The sequence below is a fragment of the Psychrobacter glaciei genome (assembly GCF_014652895.1).
In the GTDB taxonomy this organism is placed as follows: domain Bacteria; phylum Pseudomonadota; class Gammaproteobacteria; order Pseudomonadales; family Moraxellaceae; genus Psychrobacter; species Psychrobacter glaciei.
Window position 1 is genome coordinate 143,847 of the sequence record NZ_BMZR01000005.1, and the last position, 15,886, is coordinate 159,732.

Below are 15,886 nucleotides of genomic sequence, written 5' to 3' on the forward strand. Positions count from 1 at the left end.
TAGTGACACTCTGCGCTAAAATGAGTGGCATTATGGCGTCTTTATCAGCAGTGATATCAATAGGATAGTACTGCTGTCTAGACTCAAAAGAAAAACTCGTTCTCATCTGATGAGAACGAGTTTTTTTATGGGTATTTGTGTAATTTATAGCCAACTTTTTCTTTACTTGGCCATAACCAAGTGAAACAATATTCCGCCTATAATGACCGTTCATCTAAGTAATTGGGGGTTTGGTCATTACTAATATTATCTTTAAAGGAATAAAGTTATGGGCATAGAAACACAATCAGGGGCTAGCGCGGCTGAATTGGAAGCGCTAGATAACGGCTTTATGGGGCATCCCAAGCCATTACGCTCGCTATTTTTTACGGAAATGTGGGAACGTTTTTCTTATTATAGTATCCGTCCTTTATTAGTCCTGTTCATGGTAGCTACGGTAGGCAGTGGTGGCTTTGGTTTTGATGAGGTCACTGCATCTGCTATCTATGGTATTTTTGCTGGTTCATTGTACTTAGCGGCAGTGCCGGGCGGTTGGCTAGCAGATAACTGGTTGGGGCAAGAGCGCGCTCTTTGGTGGGGCAGTATTATTATTGCGCTTGGTCATTTATGCATTGCGCTCTCTGCGTTATTTGGCATGACGCTGTTTTTTGTCGGTCTGATGTGCATTGTGTTGGGTTCAGGGTTATTTAAGACCTGTATTTCAGTGATGGTTGGCGCTCTATATACCAAGGGTGATGTACGCCGTGATGGTGGCTTTACCTTGTTCTATATGGGCATCAATATTGGTGCGCTACTAGCGGCACTGATTGTCGGAATCTTTAAAGAAAAAGGCATGTGGCATGTGGGCTTTGGTGTCGGTGGTCTTGGGATGCTGGTGTCGTTACTCATCTACCGCTTTGCGGCGCAAAAAAATCTAACACGCTACGCAAAGGCTAAAGGCATCAGTGCTGAATGGGAAAATGCCAACGGTCGTTATAAAAATATCGGTCGCTGGGTTGCAGGGTTTTTAGCATTGTTGGTTGCGGTTATTGTTTTGGTGTCTACGGGTATTATGCCGTTCAATCCTGAGATGGTCGCGCAGTACATGACTTATATCATTGCAGCCGTGGTGATACTGTACTTTGCTATTATGTTTATCTCACCGCGTTTAGATAAGACGGATAAGTTACGTTTATTGATCTGCTTTATCTTGATTATTGGTTCAACGTTATTTTGGTCAAGTTTTGAGCAGCAGCCAACGTCTTTTAACTTATTTGCTGATCGCTATACTGACCTTAATGTCTTAGGATTTGAGGTGCCAAGTATTTGGTTCCAGTCATTGAACCCTTTGTTTATTCTTATCTTAGCGCCAATCGTCAGTATTATCTGGGTTAAGCTGGCTAACCGAGGTCTTGAGCCGAGCAGTATGGCTAAGTTTGCACTTGGTATGTTACTTGCGGCAGCAGGTTTTTCATTGATGATTTTTGCCTCTAAGAGCATTTTAGCGCCTGGTGCTGGCTTAGCGTCGCCACTATGGCTGGTGGGTAGTTTATTACTATTAACATTGGGTGAGTTGGCACTAAGCCCAGTTGGTTTGTCTGCAATGACCAAACTGGCGCCAGAGGGCATGCAAGGCCAAATGATGGGACTTTTCTTTGCCTCTATCGCCATGGGTAACTTGGTTGCCGCTTTCTTTGGTGGTCATGTATCTGCTGATAAAATTGAAGGGTTACCGGGTTTGTTTACCACCATGACCATCTTTTTGGTGGCTACCGCTGTATTATTATTGGTATTAGCAAAACCTATCAATAAAATGCTTAAAGATAGCGAGCGTGAAAAACAACTGGCCAAATCATAAAATAAGCTGATGTACATTTGTGAATAACAACAGCACAAGTGACGTATGACAAGACGTGTTACCATTATCGGTAGCACGTTTTTATTATTCTATTAAACCAGTTGTTTCTATATTTAACTGACATATGAAACTATTTTAACCACCCAATAAGACGGCTATCCATAGTCGCCTCACAGTAGTGTTTTTTTTAACTCTAATTTCTCCAAAATCAATTGCTCTACCTCTAATAAGGACACATCCAATGAATAAACAAACCATTCATGACCGTATTGACAGCTTACGTAAAAGCCTAGCGACGCAGGATCTCACTGCGATTATCGTCCCCTCTGCTGACCCGCATTTATCTGAATATTTACCAGAATACTGGCAATCACGTTTATGGCTATCAGGATTTACCGGTTCGGTCGGTACGCTCGTTGTGACTGCTGATTTCGCCGGATTATGGACGGATAGTCGCTATTGGGTACACGCCGCCGATCAGTTAGAAGGCACGGGTATTACTTTAGAAAAGCTTGCTCCAGGTCAGCCAAATCATATCGATTGGCTAGCAGATCATTTACAAGAAGGCGATAGTGTCGCCGTCGATGGCAATGTGCTGTCTATCGCGGAGCAAGATCGACTGCTAAATGCATTTGATGTCAATGACATTACTTTGATCACTGAGCGTGACGTGTTGACAGAAATCTGGTCAGATCGTCCAGCGCTACCCGCTGCCAAGCTATATGCTCACGATGAACAGTTTCTTGCTCAGTCTGCCACCTCAAAACTTGCTGCCGTGCGTGCAGGTATGACAGAGGCAGGAGCGACGCATCATTTGCTCTCAAGTTTAGATGACATCGCTTGGTTGACCAACTTACGTGGTGCGGATGTTGACTATAACCCTGTGTTTTTGTCACATATGCTTATTAGTGAAAACGACGCGACATTGTTTGTCGATAACAATAAAGTCAGCGCTGATATCGCAACAGCTCTAAAGGACAGCAGCATTACAATTGCTGATTATGATGCGGTACAAGAGGCATTGAGTACGCTTACGCCAGAAGATTTATTGTTATTAGATCCAAGTAAGGTTGCAGTCGGCACGCTATCGAAGATGGCAGACGATGTTGGCTTTATTGAGCAAATGGCGCCAAGTACATTACTCAAATCTGTTAAAGCTGATGCTGATATCGATCATGTGCGTGAAGCCATGCGTCAAGATGGTGCTGCCTTAGCTGAGTTTTTTGCGACATTTGAGCAGCGCCTAGCAAACGGTGAGCGTTTAAGTGAGTTAGATGTTGATAGCATGCTAATCGATGTACGTAGTCAGCAGCCACACTATGTATCACCAAGCTTTCCAACGATTGCAGGTTTTAATGAAAACGGTGCGTTGCCACATTACCGTGCAACTCCTGAGAAGTTCAGCTACCTTGATGTGGCCGAGGGCGAGGGTGGGCTACTACTGATTGACTCAGGCGCGCAATATCAGAATGGCACGACTGATATCACTCGTGTGGTCGGTATCGGACAAGTAAGCTCTGAGCATAAAAGTGACTTTACCACCGTGCTCAAAGCCCATATTGCATTGGCAAAAGCGCATTTTCCTGACGGTATTGCCTCACCATTAATTGATGCCATTTGCCGTGCGCCATTATGGCAAGCACAGATGGACTATGGTCATGGTACCGGTCATGGGGTTGGTTACTTCTTAAACGTCCATGAAGGCCCACAAGTCATTGCCTATAGTGCGAGTACGCCAAAAGAGCGTGCGATGAAAGAAGGTATGATCTCAAGTAATGAGCCAGGTCTATACCGTGAAGGTAAATGGGGCATTCGCATAGAAAACCTAATGGTTAATACACGTGTGGCAAGCCCTACCGAGACAGAGTTTGGTAAATTCTTAAACTTTGAGACTGTTACTTACTGCCCGATTGATACCCGTTTGATTGAGTCTTCATTGTTGAATCAAGTAGAGATTGATTGGTTGAACGACTATCACAGCCAAGTTTATGCGGAGCTAAAAGACCGTGTCGACGGCGCAGCACTTGAGTGGCTAACTGAGCGTACTCAGGCTATCTAAAGTAAAAGCCTATATCTGCGCATTTAAAATAAAAAAATCCCAGTAAATTTTACGGGGATTTTTTTCTAAACAGCAGCATTTAGTTTTCTTATGACTTTTTACTAATCTCTAATTTATCCTGCTCACTTAAATGCTGAGTGACCTCTGCACGTAGCCAAGATTTTAGGTTTTCAGACATGAGCATCATCTGATCGCTTAGGTAGTCATCAATCTGCATTTCCAACTCGCGGATTAACTCTTGATGCGTTGCACTCAATTTTGCATCTTTTAATGCCAGCTTGATGGCAGTACTGGCTGTATCATTAATGGCTTTAATAGCGTTATCATTTTTAACGCTGCTATTATTATTGACTGTATTATCTTCAGCAGTGTTTGCATGCTCGTTGATGGTTTTATGGTTCGCCGTAGGATTTTCAGTAGCCACACTTTGGGTATTATTTTTTTCAGAGTTATCAGTGGCACTACTATTAACGTTTGCTTTGTCCGCAATATTTGTCTCGATCGCTGCTACTGACTTGTCATCATTGCGCTTATCAGCAGCTAGTATTGCATTCTTTTCTTGTTCTTTTTGCGCGGCTTCTGCTTCTTCGCGCAGTTTAGCCTCTTCTTTTAATTTAGCTTCTTCTTGGAGTTTGGCATCCGCTGCTGCTTTTATTTTTTGTTCTTCTTCGAGACGTTCTTTTTCAGCAGTGGCGCGTGCTTGTTCTTGTTTTTCCGTGATCGCTTTGGCAATGGCTTGCTCAGCTTCGTGGTTTTCATAGAGCTCATCGATATGAGCATCTAAATCATGGGTTTGAAATTCAAAGCTCTCAAAGGGTGTATCGCTTTGCAGTAAAGTGGTGATATCTTTTAGTTCTTGGGTGATTGCTGCGCGTATAGGCTCAGGCGCACACGTCCAGCGTTGATAAAACTGATGGGAAAATGAGTAGCTTGACATGGTATCTTCCATAAATGTTCCAAAAATTACCCCTTATCATACGCAAGTACGATAAGGGGCTGCAAGTGGACAAACGTAGCAAATCTGACACCAAGGTTACAACAACGCGTGTTGTATGCTTTTATGCTCTAGTCATTGCTAGGCCAACGTGCAAAGACTAACGAGCCATTGGTGCCACCAAAGCCAAAGCTATTTGAGACAGCGTACTGTAGATTTTCGACTTTGCGAGATTGATTGGCGACATAGTCGAGGTTACAGTTGTCTTCCACATTATCCAAGTTGATGGTTGGTGGTACATGTTGATGCTGTAGGGAAAGCACTGTAAATATGGCTTCAACACCGCCTGCTGCACCTAGCAAGTGACCAGTCATTGACTTGGTCGAGCTGACTAGAATACTGTCTTTCACTGGAGCAAATACGGTTTCAATGGCGATTGATTCAGCGACATCACCAGCAGGCGTGCTGGTACCATGAGCATTAACATAACCAACACTCGATGGCTCAATACCAGCATCGTGCAAGGCATTTCTCATTGCGCGTGCAGCACCATTGCCATCTTCTGGTGGTGCAGTAATGTGACCTGCATCATCACTCATACCGAAACCGACCAATTCAGCCAGTATGGTCGCGCCGCGTGCTTTGGCATGAGCCAAGCTTTCGAGCACGACCATACCAGAGCCATCACCGAGTACAAAACCATCGCGGGCTTTATCAAATGGACGCGAGGCTTTGGTTGGTTCATCATTGCGGGTCGAGAGTGCATGCATGGCACCAAACCCTGATATACCCAGTGGGCTTGAGCCTTTTTCACTACCACCGGCCAGCATTACATCGGCATCACCATAAGCAATCAGGCGTGCTGCAAGTCCGATCGCGTGAGTGGCTGTTGTACAGGCAGTCGATGTTGCGAGGTTGGGGCCTTTTAAGGTGTGCTTAATCGCCACCAATCCAGCCGCCATATTTATAATAGAGCCTGGAATAATAAAGGGTGAGACTTTCAGCGCGCCTTTTTCACGCAGGGTATCGCGGCTGTTTTCAATGGTTTGAATACCGCCAATCCCTGAGCCTAAAATAATACCAAAACGCTCTTGGTCAACACCTTGTACAGGCGCATCAGCCGCGCTTATTTGGTCGATAAAGCCCGCGTTCTGTAGTGCCATGCTAGAGGCGGCGATACCATAATGAATAAATTCATCATAGCGACGTGCGTCTTTGGCATTCATATATTGCTTGGCATCAAAGTCTTTGACCACACCCGCGATTTTCGCACGATATTCGGTAGCATCAAAATGGGTAATCGGTGCGATACCACTCTCGCCATTGAGCAGTTTCTTCCACGAGCTATCAACGTCTAGACCCAGTGGTGTAATGGCACCCATGCCAGTGATCACCACGCGCAACTCATCAGAGCGCTCGTAGTGAGGTGGTTTATGGCGCGGTTTGTGCGCCGAGGTTGCGCTAACCTGATCGGCTTGTGAGGTGGTTGAATTGCTGTGTTGGCTCATGCGATATATCCTGTACTTACGGTCCTAAGAGGATGTTATTTCGGAAGTCATTATAAAACACATAGGTGCACGTATGTAAACTAAAATTAATGGACTAGGCAAAGCACACTTGACCCAGCACCACGTTTTTACTTGCACCTGTCACTGCTGGTAAGTTACCTGTTTCACCCATCAATGTCTGTCTCGCTAGCCATGCAAAAGCAACGGCTTCTACCCATGTTGGATCCAGCCCTAAGCTCGCAGTCGTTTCTACTGTGCAATGAGGAAGGTTTGCCTGCAAACGCGTCATTAAATAGCTATTCAATGCACCGCCACCGCAGACGTACACCGAAGTGTTTTTATTAGCGTCGATAAATTGATTGATTTGCGCGCTCGCACTGATGGCGGTTAGCTCGGTGAGTGTGGCCTGTACATCTGCTGACGAATAACGAATGACCGCAGAGGCCTGATCGAATTTTTGTAGCTCGTCTTGTAGCCATGCTAAGTTAAAGTCTTCACGGCCCGTACTTTTGGGATAAGATTTTGCAAAAAACGGATGTTCTAACAGTTGGTTGAGCAGCGGCTCAATGACTTGACCAGACTGTGCCCATGCACCACCAGCATCATAGCCTTTATCTGTATGCAATGCGGTCCACGCGTCCAATAATAAATTGGCAGGGCCAGTGTCGTAACCCACAACGCCATTATCTACAACGTTACCTATGGTATTGTCTGGTTGATTTGATGAGTTATTAGCAGTCGCTGGCAAGACGGTGACATTAGCAATACCGCCCAAGTTTAATAACACGCGCGTGCTATCAGGCGTGGCAAACAACGCTTGATGAAAGGCTGGAACCAGCGGTGCACCTTGACCACCGACTGCCATATCACGGCGTCGAAAATCGCTAACGACACTGATACCTGTATGCTCAGCGATGATATTGGCATCGAGCAACTGCAAGCTAAACCCCATCTGCGGACGATGGCGCACCGTCTGTCCATGACAGCCAATGGCCAGCACCAACTCTACATCGGTATCGGCTTGTGTTAATAACGTATTGATCACCTCACTTGCAAACTCACCATACTCGCGGCTCGCCCAGCCGAACCAGTCCAGCTCGCTGTTTGGTTCGTCAGCCGTGGGTGTCAATACTTGGACACCATTAGGCTGACATAATGCCAAAAGCACTTCACGCAGTCGCGGTGGGAAGTCTTGGCTATAAGAAGCTAACAAACGCATGGGCTGCTGCGTTTCTTCTTCACTGCCAGTATCTGTACCGAATTGACAAAGAACGGCATCCATACCGTCCAAACTGGTGCCCGACATCATGCCGATATATAAGCCATCATCGAAGTTTTCAAAAACAGTCTGCTCAAGTGCCTCAGTAAGTGTGGCATAATTTAAATCGTCAGTATTTTCCAAGCTATTATCTAAATCACTGTCCATCTCTAAATCTGGATGAGTATTGTGATGAGTATCAGCAATCGATGCGGGGTTGGTCATGGCAATTTACCTTAAAAAACGCTAGTATATCCGTCAAATTCTAACATCTTTTGACAGCGACGAGATTCTAAATCGCTCAAACGTTTAACCCTTAATAAAGACAATAAAGAGATCATCATGACCACGCAAACTTACACCCTAGAAGAACAACTTGCCCTTATCCAACGCGGTACGCAAGAAATCCTATCTGAAGAGGATTTAGTGGCGAAGCTTAAGCTAAACCGTCCATTGCGAATCAAGGCGGGCTTTGATCCTACCGCACCTGACCTGCATTTAGGTCATACTGTGCTGATTAATAAGCTTAAGCATTTTCAAGATTTGGGTCATGAGATTTATTTCTTAATCGGTGATTATACGGCCAAGATTGGCGATCCTTCTGGTAAAAATAGCACGCGTCCACCATTGACTGATGAGCAAATCAAAGCCAATGCCACGACCTATGCAGAACAAGTATTTAAAATTTTGGACAAAGAAAAAACCCGTGTGGTCTTTAACTCAGAATGGTTCAATGACATGAGCGCCGCTGATATGATTCAGCTTGCCAGTCAGCAAACGGTTTCACGTATGCTTGAGCGTGATGACTTCTCTAAGCGCTATGCCTCGCAAACCCCAATCTCTATCCATGAGTTTTTATACCCGCTCGTGCAAGGCTATGATTCTATCGCGCTAAAAGCTGATGTTGAGCTTGGCGGTACCGATCAAACCTTTAACCTATTAATGGGTCGTACGTTGCAAGGCCGCTATGGTCAAGAGCAGCAAGTATGTATCACCGTACCAATTTTGGAAGGGTTAGATGGCGTTAATAAAATGTCTAAGTCTTTAAACAACTACGTGGCCATTTATGATGCACCGGGCACGATGTACCAAAAAATCTTATCTATGCCAGATACGTTAATCCGCCGCTATTTTGAATTTTTAAGCTTTAAACCGATGGATGAAGTCGAAGGTTTATTGGCAGAAATGGAAAACGGTCGCAATCCACAAGAAATCAAACGTATTCTAGCCGAAGAGTTAATCGAGCGTTTCCATGATGCTGATGCCGCTGCCAATGCGCACAAATCAGCAGGTAATGTGTTGGCTGATGGCGAATTGCCAATCGATTTGCCTGAAGTAACGTTAGATCTAGAAGGTCAGGATGCACTATTTATCACTCAAGTACTGAACCAATCTGGGCTTGCGAAAAATAGCTCATCTGCCAAAGACATGGTAAAACGTGGCGCGGTAAAAGTAGATGGCGAAGTAGTAGACGGTGGCTTTAGCTTAACGTCTGGTCAGACAGTCGTTATCCAAGCAGGCAAAAAGGCTTATGCGAAAGTGACGGTTGCCTAAGAGACTGTTGCTTAAGAGACTGCCACCTAAACTCATAGTGGCTTAAGGAAAAATAAATGCTAGATTTACCGACATTATCAAGTAACGGTATTACCCTTAAGCCATTGATGCTCAGTCATGCAACTGACTTAATGGAGGCTTGCCAAGATGGTGAGCTATGGAAAATAAACGAGACGTCGGTACCTGAGCCAGACAAGGTCATCGACTATATCAATACCGCAGATTCAATGCCTGATAGACAAGCATTTGTCGTTATTGATGAATCAAATGGTAAAGCGATTGGTACAACGAGTTTTCATGATATTTTACCAACCAGCAAACGCTTAGAAATTGGCTATACTTGGTATGCTAAATCGTATTGGCGAACGCATGTTAATACGACTTGTAAGCTTATGCTGCTAAGCTATATATTTGAAACCTTGAAGTATCAAACCGTAGGCTGGCGTACAGATATTGACAATTATCGCTCACAGCAAGCCATTGAGCGCTTAGGTGCTAAAAAAGATGGGGTGATTCGAGGCAATCGTGTACGCCGTGATGGCATCATTTCAGATACAGTCATGTATAGCGTTGTCAGTTCTGAATGGCCACAGATAAAGTCCAAGCTAGTAGAAAAATCACAAAGCGTTTATTAGTCCTTTAATTATCAATATGAATGAGCTGTTTATGTCTCAACAAAATCAATCCATTGTCACCCAAGGCATTTACCGCCATTATAAAGGCAGCCTTTACCAAGTTTTGCACACCGCACAACATTCAGAAACCGAAGAATCGTTAGTCGTTTATCGCTGTTTATACGGTGAATATGGCGTATGGGTAAGACCTTTAGCAATGTTTACAGAGACCGTTGAAGTCGATGGCAAAGTAATACTACGCTTTGAGCTTATTAAATCATTAGCGGATTAATGAATCAACTTCGTTAAAATCCATTGCCCAAATAAAAGGCGACCCGTTAAGGTCGCCTTTTTTATGTCTGTTAAATAATAACTAGCTATTCAAAAACGCAATCAATGTGTCATTAAATTCTTTAGCATGGGTCACATTGATACCGTGTGGACCACCTTCGACAATATGCAACTGACTGTCGGCAATCATATCGTGCGAGCGCTGACCACTGGCCTCAATCGGGACGATTTGATCAGCATTGCCATGAATGACTAAGGTTGGCACATCGAATTTTTTTAGGTCATCACGGAAGTCGGTATAAGCAAAGGATTTAACGCAATCATAAGTCGCTTTCGCTGAAGCAAACGAGGCGATATCGCGATTGTATAAACGCATTGGTTTGCTGACCAACAGCTTGCCATCTGCTGGCGTAAAGAAATTCTTGGTAAAGTCGTTCAAGAAGGCGATACGATCTCCGCTTACGCCGTCTAAGAATTCTTGGATATCTGCTTCTGCTAACGCACCATCAGGATTGTCATCAGCTTTGAACAAATAAGGCGGAACGGCAGAGGCGAGTACCGCTTTGCTAATACGCTCTGAACCAAAGTTGCCCAGATAGCGAGCGACTTCTCCGCCACCCATAGAGAAGCCAACGATAGTAGCATCTGTTAAATCCAGCTCATCCATCAAGCCTTTTAGATCTTGTGCCAAGGTATCATAATCATAGCCACTCCATGGTTTAGAAGATTGACCAAAGCCACGTCTATCATAGGTAATCACTTGATAGCCTGCTTCGACCAGTGCAGGAAGTTGTGCCTCCCAAGCGCGTCCACTCAGCGGCCAGCCATGGATTAATACCACAGGTTTGCCAGTACCTTGGACTTCGTAATATAGGTCGACAGATTGTTCATCTTGCTGTGCAACGTTAACGTAAGGCATAAGTTTTTCCTTTTAGAATTATTATTAAAAAGTATTTTATTTTAACGTTAATGCGCTTACGCAGCTAACGTCAGGTTTTAGTATAAAAGGTGGATAGAGTGATTACTATGATGGGTTGTACAGTAACAGTGTCGATTATAGAGTGGTTCTGTGACATCACAGTAAGTTGCACTGAGCTAGCGACCCTGCAAAAACTCTTTTAACACTTTATAAAATCCAATCGGCTCGTCCAAAGGTATCGCATGACCTGCACGTAGCAAAATAACTTCAGTGGCGTTAGGCAGCATTTGGGTCACTTTCTGCTGCCATTTGGCGTCATAAAGTTTAGAGCGACCACCGATAAGATTAACCACAGGAATAGTCACTTTATCTATGGCACCCCGAAAATCGTAAGGTAAGACCAAATAGGCTTGCAAGCAGCGCATTTTTTGATGCCAAATGCCGTGGTCGTAAAGCGCGAGTGTGTGGTCGTTTTTATGAGTCATCGCTTGTATAAAAGCTTTTGAACGCGTGCGATTGACGGATAACAAAGAAAACAGCCTTTCGACATCGGTTGCACGGCGCTTGAGCGCAAAGGGCAGATGGGCAAAGCTATTAGCATTAGCATTAGAATTCGCATAAGGTAAGGTCAGATCGATTACTTCTTGAAATATATCGAACACTTCTTGCTGCCGCGTGCCAAATAGCCCCCCTTGCCAGTCGCCTTGATTATGAATAGCTGGATTTTGATCAATATTAAGATAGCGACTGACCCTTGATGCGCCAAAACGCTCAAAATAAGACCACATGACTTGCGCGCCCATCGAGATAGCCGCCACTGGCAAAGCCTCTACTTGACGCCATTCACAAATTTTCTCAATCACAGCGTTGGTATCATCCGCATATTGACGGACAAAATCAAACTGTTCCATCGTGAGAGCTTTTGCAGCGCCAAAACCACGCAGATGCGGCAAATAAAACGTATATTTACCTGTCAATGCCAAAATAAAAGGCAAGAACTCGCGTGCATCCATCCCATAAGCATGCAGCATTAGCACTGGCGGACCTTGACCAATGACTGAAACTGGCAGCGACGTACCGTCAGCAGCAGTAACCGTCAGCGTTTGCAACTGATAACGCGACTGGTAGCGACTGGGCAACGTCATTAAATTGGTCATCATAGCGTCGTATTTCCGTGATAGACATTGTAATTAATTAGGGCATGTTGAACATTCATCATAAAATATTTTTATCTTATCGATGAGAGCTTGTTATAGTAAAATCTGTGCTAATAAAACTTGTATTAATCAAACACAGCTAAGCTGACCATAGCATAAAATGTATAGACAGTAAGTGACGCTTGTGATTAACAGCCATTATCCTAAACTTGAAATAAAAGAATAAAGGGGCGATGCTTATGAGCACACCGACACTAGCGTCACTGGATCGTAGCCTCTACCCGCAAGTTTGGGAGCAGCAGACATTTACTGATGCGCACAGCTTATTGATAGCGATGTTAACGGGTAACATTAAGACAGATGCCAAGGCTTTTTCCGATGCTTTCACTAGGCAATTACTGGCCAATGATACTTATCAACAGTGGATTAACTTTACGGTATTTGGCGGTTATTTGCAGCGTCAATTTATGGCTTTTTATCGGCAGACAGAAGACAGCTTTAATACAGATATGCCAGCGTTGTTTCGCCGAGAGTTCATACGTCATGCTCAGTATTTACCGCTTACGCAAACGTTGTTTTTGGCAGGAGATATGCCCAAAATCGCTCGTTTCGATAAGCTATTAACCACGACTGTGAATCCTGCCACAGCAGTCCTTAACGCACAGCAAGCACATAAAAAATCTGCTATGAATCGTTCAGTAGCAGTTATTAATCAGATAACCGTCGTCGGCAGGCAAGTGATGGGATTTCCCATACGTCATAATAGGCGTACTAGTGAGCGCACGCGCAATGAAGTATTGATTTTAGATTTTCAGGAGTTGCGCTTGGTCAATGAGCTAACTATTGAAGACATAAAAAAAAGCAACATAGATGAGACTATGTTGCTTCGATATTACGAATTACGTTAATGAGCCAAAGGCTCGGCTAAACGTTTAAGAATCTTTCTTAGCAATCGTCAGCCCGTTATAAGTTTGCGCAACTGGCATCACTTCCAAGCGATTGACATTAATATGAGCCGGTGATTCGATTAGCCATAATAAAATATCTCCGATATCATCGCCGGTCATGGTTTTAAAGCCATCATAAACCTTGGCGGCTTTATCATCATTGCCATGATAGCGGACGTTTGAAAACTCAGTGCCTGCGACATTACCGGGTTCAAGATTGGTCACGCGCACCTGGGTACCGATTAAATCCGCGCGCAGATTTAGACTGAATTGCTTGACGAATGCTTTGGTCGCGCCATAGACATTCCCACCAAAGTACGGCCAACTGCCAGCAATCGAGCCGACATTGATAATATAACCGCTATCGCGCGCGACCATCGCTGGCAAGACCGCGTGAGTCAGCGCCATGAGACCTTTTATATTGGTATCAGTCATACGCATCCAGTCATCAAGGCTACTACTTTGTGCAGGCTCAGTACCGAGTGCCAATCCCGCATTATTTACGAGCACATCGATTTGCTTAAAACCATCCGGCAAGTCAGCAATGATTTGTGGAATAGAAGCTGTATCGCTCACATCCATCACCACAGGTAAGAATGATTCGCCCAATGTCTCTGCTAGAGCGTTCAGCTTATCAAGGCGTCTAGCACAACCAATCACACGATGACCATTAGCGATCAGACGCTCTGCCAGCGCTTTACCAAAACCGGCGCTTGCTCCTGTAATCAATACGTTCATTATCTATCCTTATCGTTGATGCTGTGTTTGTATCCTGATTTTTAAGACGACTTTTTGTCTTAGCGTATATGTTTTGATTTGTTTACATTAACCACAATTGTCGCAACTACGGTTAGATAGTTACTTACTTGTTAGGTAATTACTATTTAGGCAGTTACTATTTAGATAGTTACTTATTAGCTAACTGTTTACCAAATATCTTATCACCCGCATCGCCAAGACCTGGAATAATATAACCGTGCTCATCCAAATGACTGTCTAATGCAGCGGTATAAATGGTTACATCAGGATGTGCTTCATTGACCACACGCACGCCTTCAGGTGCGGCAACCAATACCAACGCTTTGATATTGGTACAGCCATTTTTCTTTAGCATCTCGATGGTCGCAACCATTGAGCCACCAGTGGCTAGCATTGGATCAATGATCAGGGCAGGGCGTTTGTCCATGTGGCTGACGAATTTTTCAAAGAAAGGTACTGGCTGTAAGGTTTCTTCATCACGCTGTAAACCGACGACAGAAATCTTAGCAGTAGGAATCAAATCGAGCACACCGTCCAACATGCCAATACCCGCACGTAAAATCGGTACAATCGTTGCTGTTTTACCGATAATTTGCTCACCAGTGATTTCACCACACCAGCCTTCCATTGGGAACGTTTCAATTTCAAAATCGCGGCTCGCTTCATACGCCATCAAGCGTGCAAGCTCTTTGGTCAATGTACGAAACTTATAAGTACTACAGTCTTTTTCGCGCATTAAACTGAGTTTATGACGGACTAATGGATGATCGATTACCGTAATTTCTAAACCGCTATTTAAGTCGCTCATAAATACTCTCTTGGTTTTGGTCTGATGCTTGCGCAGTCACTGCGTTTGCTATTAGTATAAAAGATACAAACACTTACTACACTTCAACCCTATAGGTAACACAGTAATCATAAGCTTAGCGTTTCCATAATCGCAATCAAAGCAAAGATGATTTAAGCCAATTAAATTATCATTTGCCTATCTAAGCCGACTATATGCCATGGTTAAATACGAAGTAGTGTTTAGGCCTGCTATGATACCAAAAAAACTGCTTTTCTGATGAAGAATCTTATGAACAATCAACCAGCGAACACTGAAGATGTAATGAATAACGCCAATAGTGCTAGCGCCTTATCCAAAACGAAGGCTGTAGAAGTAGAAACCCATCCGTTCGCTCCTGTGTTACCGCCAGATGCCACCGTGATGATGATGGGCACCTTTCCTCCGACTGCCGATAAATGGGCAATGAGCTTTCACTATCCGAATTTTTATAATGATATGTGGCGTATCTATGGTCGCGTATTTTTTGATGATGCAGATTATTTTAGAGTAGGGGATGAGAAGCGCTTTGATCCTGAGCGTATCCACGACTTTATGTTTGAGCGTGGCATAGCTTCTTGCCCCACAGTAAAACAAGCGATTCGTGAAACCGGTAATGCCTCAGATAAAAATTTAACGGTCGTCACCCCAGTTGACTTGGATAGTATCTTGCCGCAAGTTCCAAAGGTTCATACGTTATTTACCACAGGCGGTAAGGCGACTGAGGTATTGCTCAACTTATTGGCCGAACCACCAGCTAAGTCCAAATATCCTAAGACCAATCAAAATATGGATTATCCTTATCAATGGCAAAACGATAACAATCAAAAAGTGGATGTAACTAATCTTACCTTATATAGGTTGCCTTCAACCTCACGTGCCTATCCTTTAGCCTTAGATAAAAAAGTAGTGGCCTATAAAGACTTTTTTAAAAAGATAGGTAAGCTATAAAAGCTTCTATATAGAAGAGATCTATATATGATGCTCCGACTAAATTTAAGGAAAAGAGTTAGTCTTGATAAAGGAAAAGTTATTCTTAGCCCTAACCAACTGATAAATAGATGGTATTAATTATAAAATTAAATAGTCCTCGAAATAGCAGACAAACCGCTTGACCCAGTCTTAAAACCCCGTATAATGCGCCCTAGTTGAAAGGGAAGGCGTTTAGAATGAGTGATGAGACATTTACTTCAAACTAAATAGAAATTACCTCTTGACACGAG

At 43.8% G+C, this 15,886-nt stretch carries 14 protein-coding genes; 7 read left to right on the forward strand and 7 right to left on the reverse strand.

The features are described from left to right. Positions 1-268: 268 nt before the first annotated feature. Positions 269-1,837: a peptide MFS transporter gene (locus IE130_RS11630; protein ID WP_189586124.1), complete on the forward strand. Its 1,569-nt coding sequence runs from the start codon at positions 269-271 to the stop codon at positions 1,835-1,837. 241 nt (positions 1,838-2,078) lie between these two features. After that, positions 2,079-3,896: an aminopeptidase P family protein gene (locus IE130_RS11635; protein ID WP_189586127.1), complete on the forward strand. Its 1,818-nt coding sequence runs from the start codon at positions 2,079-2,081 to the stop codon at positions 3,894-3,896. Between the two features lie 88 nt (positions 3,897-3,984). Here IE130_RS11635 and IE130_RS11640 read toward each other — a convergent pair whose 3' ends face one another. The 3 genes from IE130_RS11640 to IE130_RS11650 form a co-directional block, all read right to left on the reverse strand. Next, positions 3,985-4,845 (reverse strand): cell envelope integrity TolA family protein, encoded by an 861-nt coding sequence (locus tag IE130_RS11640; RefSeq protein WP_189586130.1) that lies wholly within the window; start codon positions 4,843-4,845, stop codon positions 3,985-3,987. A 116-nt stretch (positions 4,846-4,961) separates the two neighbouring features. After that, the gene (fabF, locus tag IE130_RS11645) at positions 4,962-6,338 is read right to left on the reverse strand and encodes a beta-ketoacyl-ACP synthase II (RefSeq protein ID WP_201574538.1); all 1,377 of its coding nucleotides are present in this window, start codon (positions 6,336-6,338) and stop codon (positions 4,962-4,964) included. A gap of 94 nt (positions 6,339-6,432) precedes the next feature. Next, complete coding sequence (locus IE130_RS11650) at positions 6,433-7,821, reverse strand: anhydro-N-acetylmuramic acid kinase (protein ID WP_189586133.1); 1,389 nt, start codon at positions 7,819-7,821, stop codon at positions 6,433-6,435. Positions 7,822-7,938: 117 nt separating this feature from the next. Between IE130_RS11650 and tyrS the strand changes: the two genes are divergently transcribed. Genes tyrS through IE130_RS11665 form a run of 3 tightly spaced genes read left to right on the forward strand, consistent with a single transcriptional unit; the run spans position 7,939 to position 10,056 of the window. Then, positions 7,939-9,150, forward strand: a complete 1,212-nt coding sequence (gene tyrS / locus IE130_RS11655; protein WP_189586136.1) for a tyrosine--tRNA ligase — start codon at positions 7,939-7,941, stop codon at positions 9,148-9,150. A 56-nt stretch (positions 9,151-9,206) separates the two neighbouring features. Further along, positions 9,207-9,785, forward strand: coding sequence for a GNAT family N-acetyltransferase (locus IE130_RS11660; RefSeq protein WP_189586139.1), 579 nt, complete (start codon positions 9,207-9,209; stop codon positions 9,783-9,785). 31 nt (positions 9,786-9,816) lie between these two features. Then, positions 9,817-10,056 carry a DUF1653 domain-containing protein gene (locus tag IE130_RS11665; protein ID WP_189586142.1) on the forward strand — a complete coding sequence of 80 codons (240 nt, stop codon included), beginning with the start codon at positions 9,817-9,819 and terminating at the stop codon, positions 10,054-10,056. Positions 10,057-10,137: 81 nt separating this feature from the next. On the opposite strand, the gene IE130_RS11670 is transcribed toward IE130_RS11665, so the two are convergent. Both IE130_RS11670 and IE130_RS11675 read right to left on the reverse strand, forming a co-directional pair. Further along, on the reverse strand, positions 10,138-10,974 hold the full coding sequence (locus IE130_RS11670; protein ID WP_189586145.1) for an alpha/beta fold hydrolase: 837 nt from the start codon (positions 10,972-10,974) through the stop codon (positions 10,138-10,140). A gap of 176 nt (positions 10,975-11,150) precedes the next feature. After that, positions 11,151-12,134, reverse strand: a complete 984-nt coding sequence (locus IE130_RS11675) for an alpha/beta fold hydrolase (RefSeq protein ID WP_189586148.1) — start codon at positions 12,132-12,134, stop codon at positions 11,151-11,153. A gap of 236 nt (positions 12,135-12,370) precedes the next feature. Between IE130_RS11675 and IE130_RS11680 the strand changes: the two genes are divergently transcribed. Further along, entirely contained in the window at positions 12,371-13,039 is a 669-nt protein-coding gene (locus IE130_RS11680; protein ID WP_189586150.1) for a hypothetical protein, read from the forward strand. Between the two features lie 24 nt (positions 13,040-13,063). On the opposite strand, the gene IE130_RS11685 is transcribed toward IE130_RS11680, so the two are convergent. Then, positions 13,064-13,816, reverse strand: a complete 753-nt coding sequence (locus IE130_RS11685; RefSeq protein ID WP_189586153.1) for an SDR family NAD(P)-dependent oxidoreductase — start codon at positions 13,814-13,816, stop codon at positions 13,064-13,066. 169 nt (positions 13,817-13,985) lie between these two features. Then, positions 13,986-14,645 carry a uracil phosphoribosyltransferase gene (gene upp / locus IE130_RS11690; protein WP_189586156.1) on the reverse strand — a complete coding sequence of 220 codons (660 nt, stop codon included), beginning with the start codon at positions 14,643-14,645 and terminating at the stop codon, positions 13,986-13,988. A gap of 303 nt (positions 14,646-14,948) precedes the next feature. On the opposite strand from upp, the gene IE130_RS11695 reads away from it, so the two are divergent. Then, on the forward strand, positions 14,949-15,614 hold the full coding sequence (locus IE130_RS11695) for a DNA glycosylase (RefSeq protein ID WP_189586175.1): 666 nt from the start codon (positions 14,949-14,951) through the stop codon (positions 15,612-15,614). The last annotated feature ends 272 nt before the right edge of the window (positions 15,615-15,886 follow it).

Coding starts and splice junctions, on each gene's coding strand:
- tyrS (WP_189586136.1), top strand. CDS start 7,939: ATGACCACGCAAACTTACACCCTAGAAGAACAACTTGCCCTTATCCAA.
- IE130_RS11650 (WP_189586133.1), bottom strand. CDS start 7,821: ATGACCAACCCCGCATCGATTGCTGATACTCATCACAATACTCATCCA.
- fabF (WP_201574538.1), bottom strand. CDS start 6,338: ATGAGCCAACACAGCAATTCAACCACCTCACAAGCCGATCAGGTTAGC.
- IE130_RS11680 (WP_189586150.1), top strand. CDS start 12,371: ATGAGCACACCGACACTAGCGTCACTGGATCGTAGCCTCTACCCGCAA.
- IE130_RS11685 (WP_189586153.1), bottom strand. CDS start 13,816: ATGAACGTATTGATTACAGGAGCAAGCGCCGGTTTTGGTAAAGCGCTG.
- IE130_RS11635 (WP_189586127.1), top strand. CDS start 2,079: ATGAATAAACAAACCATTCATGACCGTATTGACAGCTTACGTAAAAGC.
- IE130_RS11695 (WP_189586175.1), top strand. CDS start 14,949: ATGAATAACGCCAATAGTGCTAGCGCCTTATCCAAAACGAAGGCTGTA.
- upp (WP_189586156.1), bottom strand. CDS start 14,645: ATGAGCGACTTAAATAGCGGTTTAGAAATTACGGTAATCGATCATCCA.
- IE130_RS11630 (WP_189586124.1), top strand. CDS start 269: ATGGGCATAGAAACACAATCAGGGGCTAGCGCGGCTGAATTGGAAGCG.
- IE130_RS11640 (WP_189586130.1), bottom strand. CDS start 4,845: ATGGAAGATACCATGTCAAGCTACTCATTTTCCCATCAGTTTTATCAA.
- IE130_RS11675 (WP_189586148.1), bottom strand. CDS start 12,134: ATGATGACCAATTTAATGACGTTGCCCAGTCGCTACCAGTCGCGTTAT.
- IE130_RS11670 (WP_189586145.1), bottom strand. CDS start 10,974: ATGCCTTACGTTAACGTTGCACAGCAAGATGAACAATCTGTCGACCTA.
- IE130_RS11660 (WP_189586139.1), top strand. CDS start 9,207: ATGCTAGATTTACCGACATTATCAAGTAACGGTATTACCCTTAAGCCA.
- IE130_RS11665 (WP_189586142.1), top strand. CDS start 9,817: ATGTCTCAACAAAATCAATCCATTGTCACCCAAGGCATTTACCGCCAT.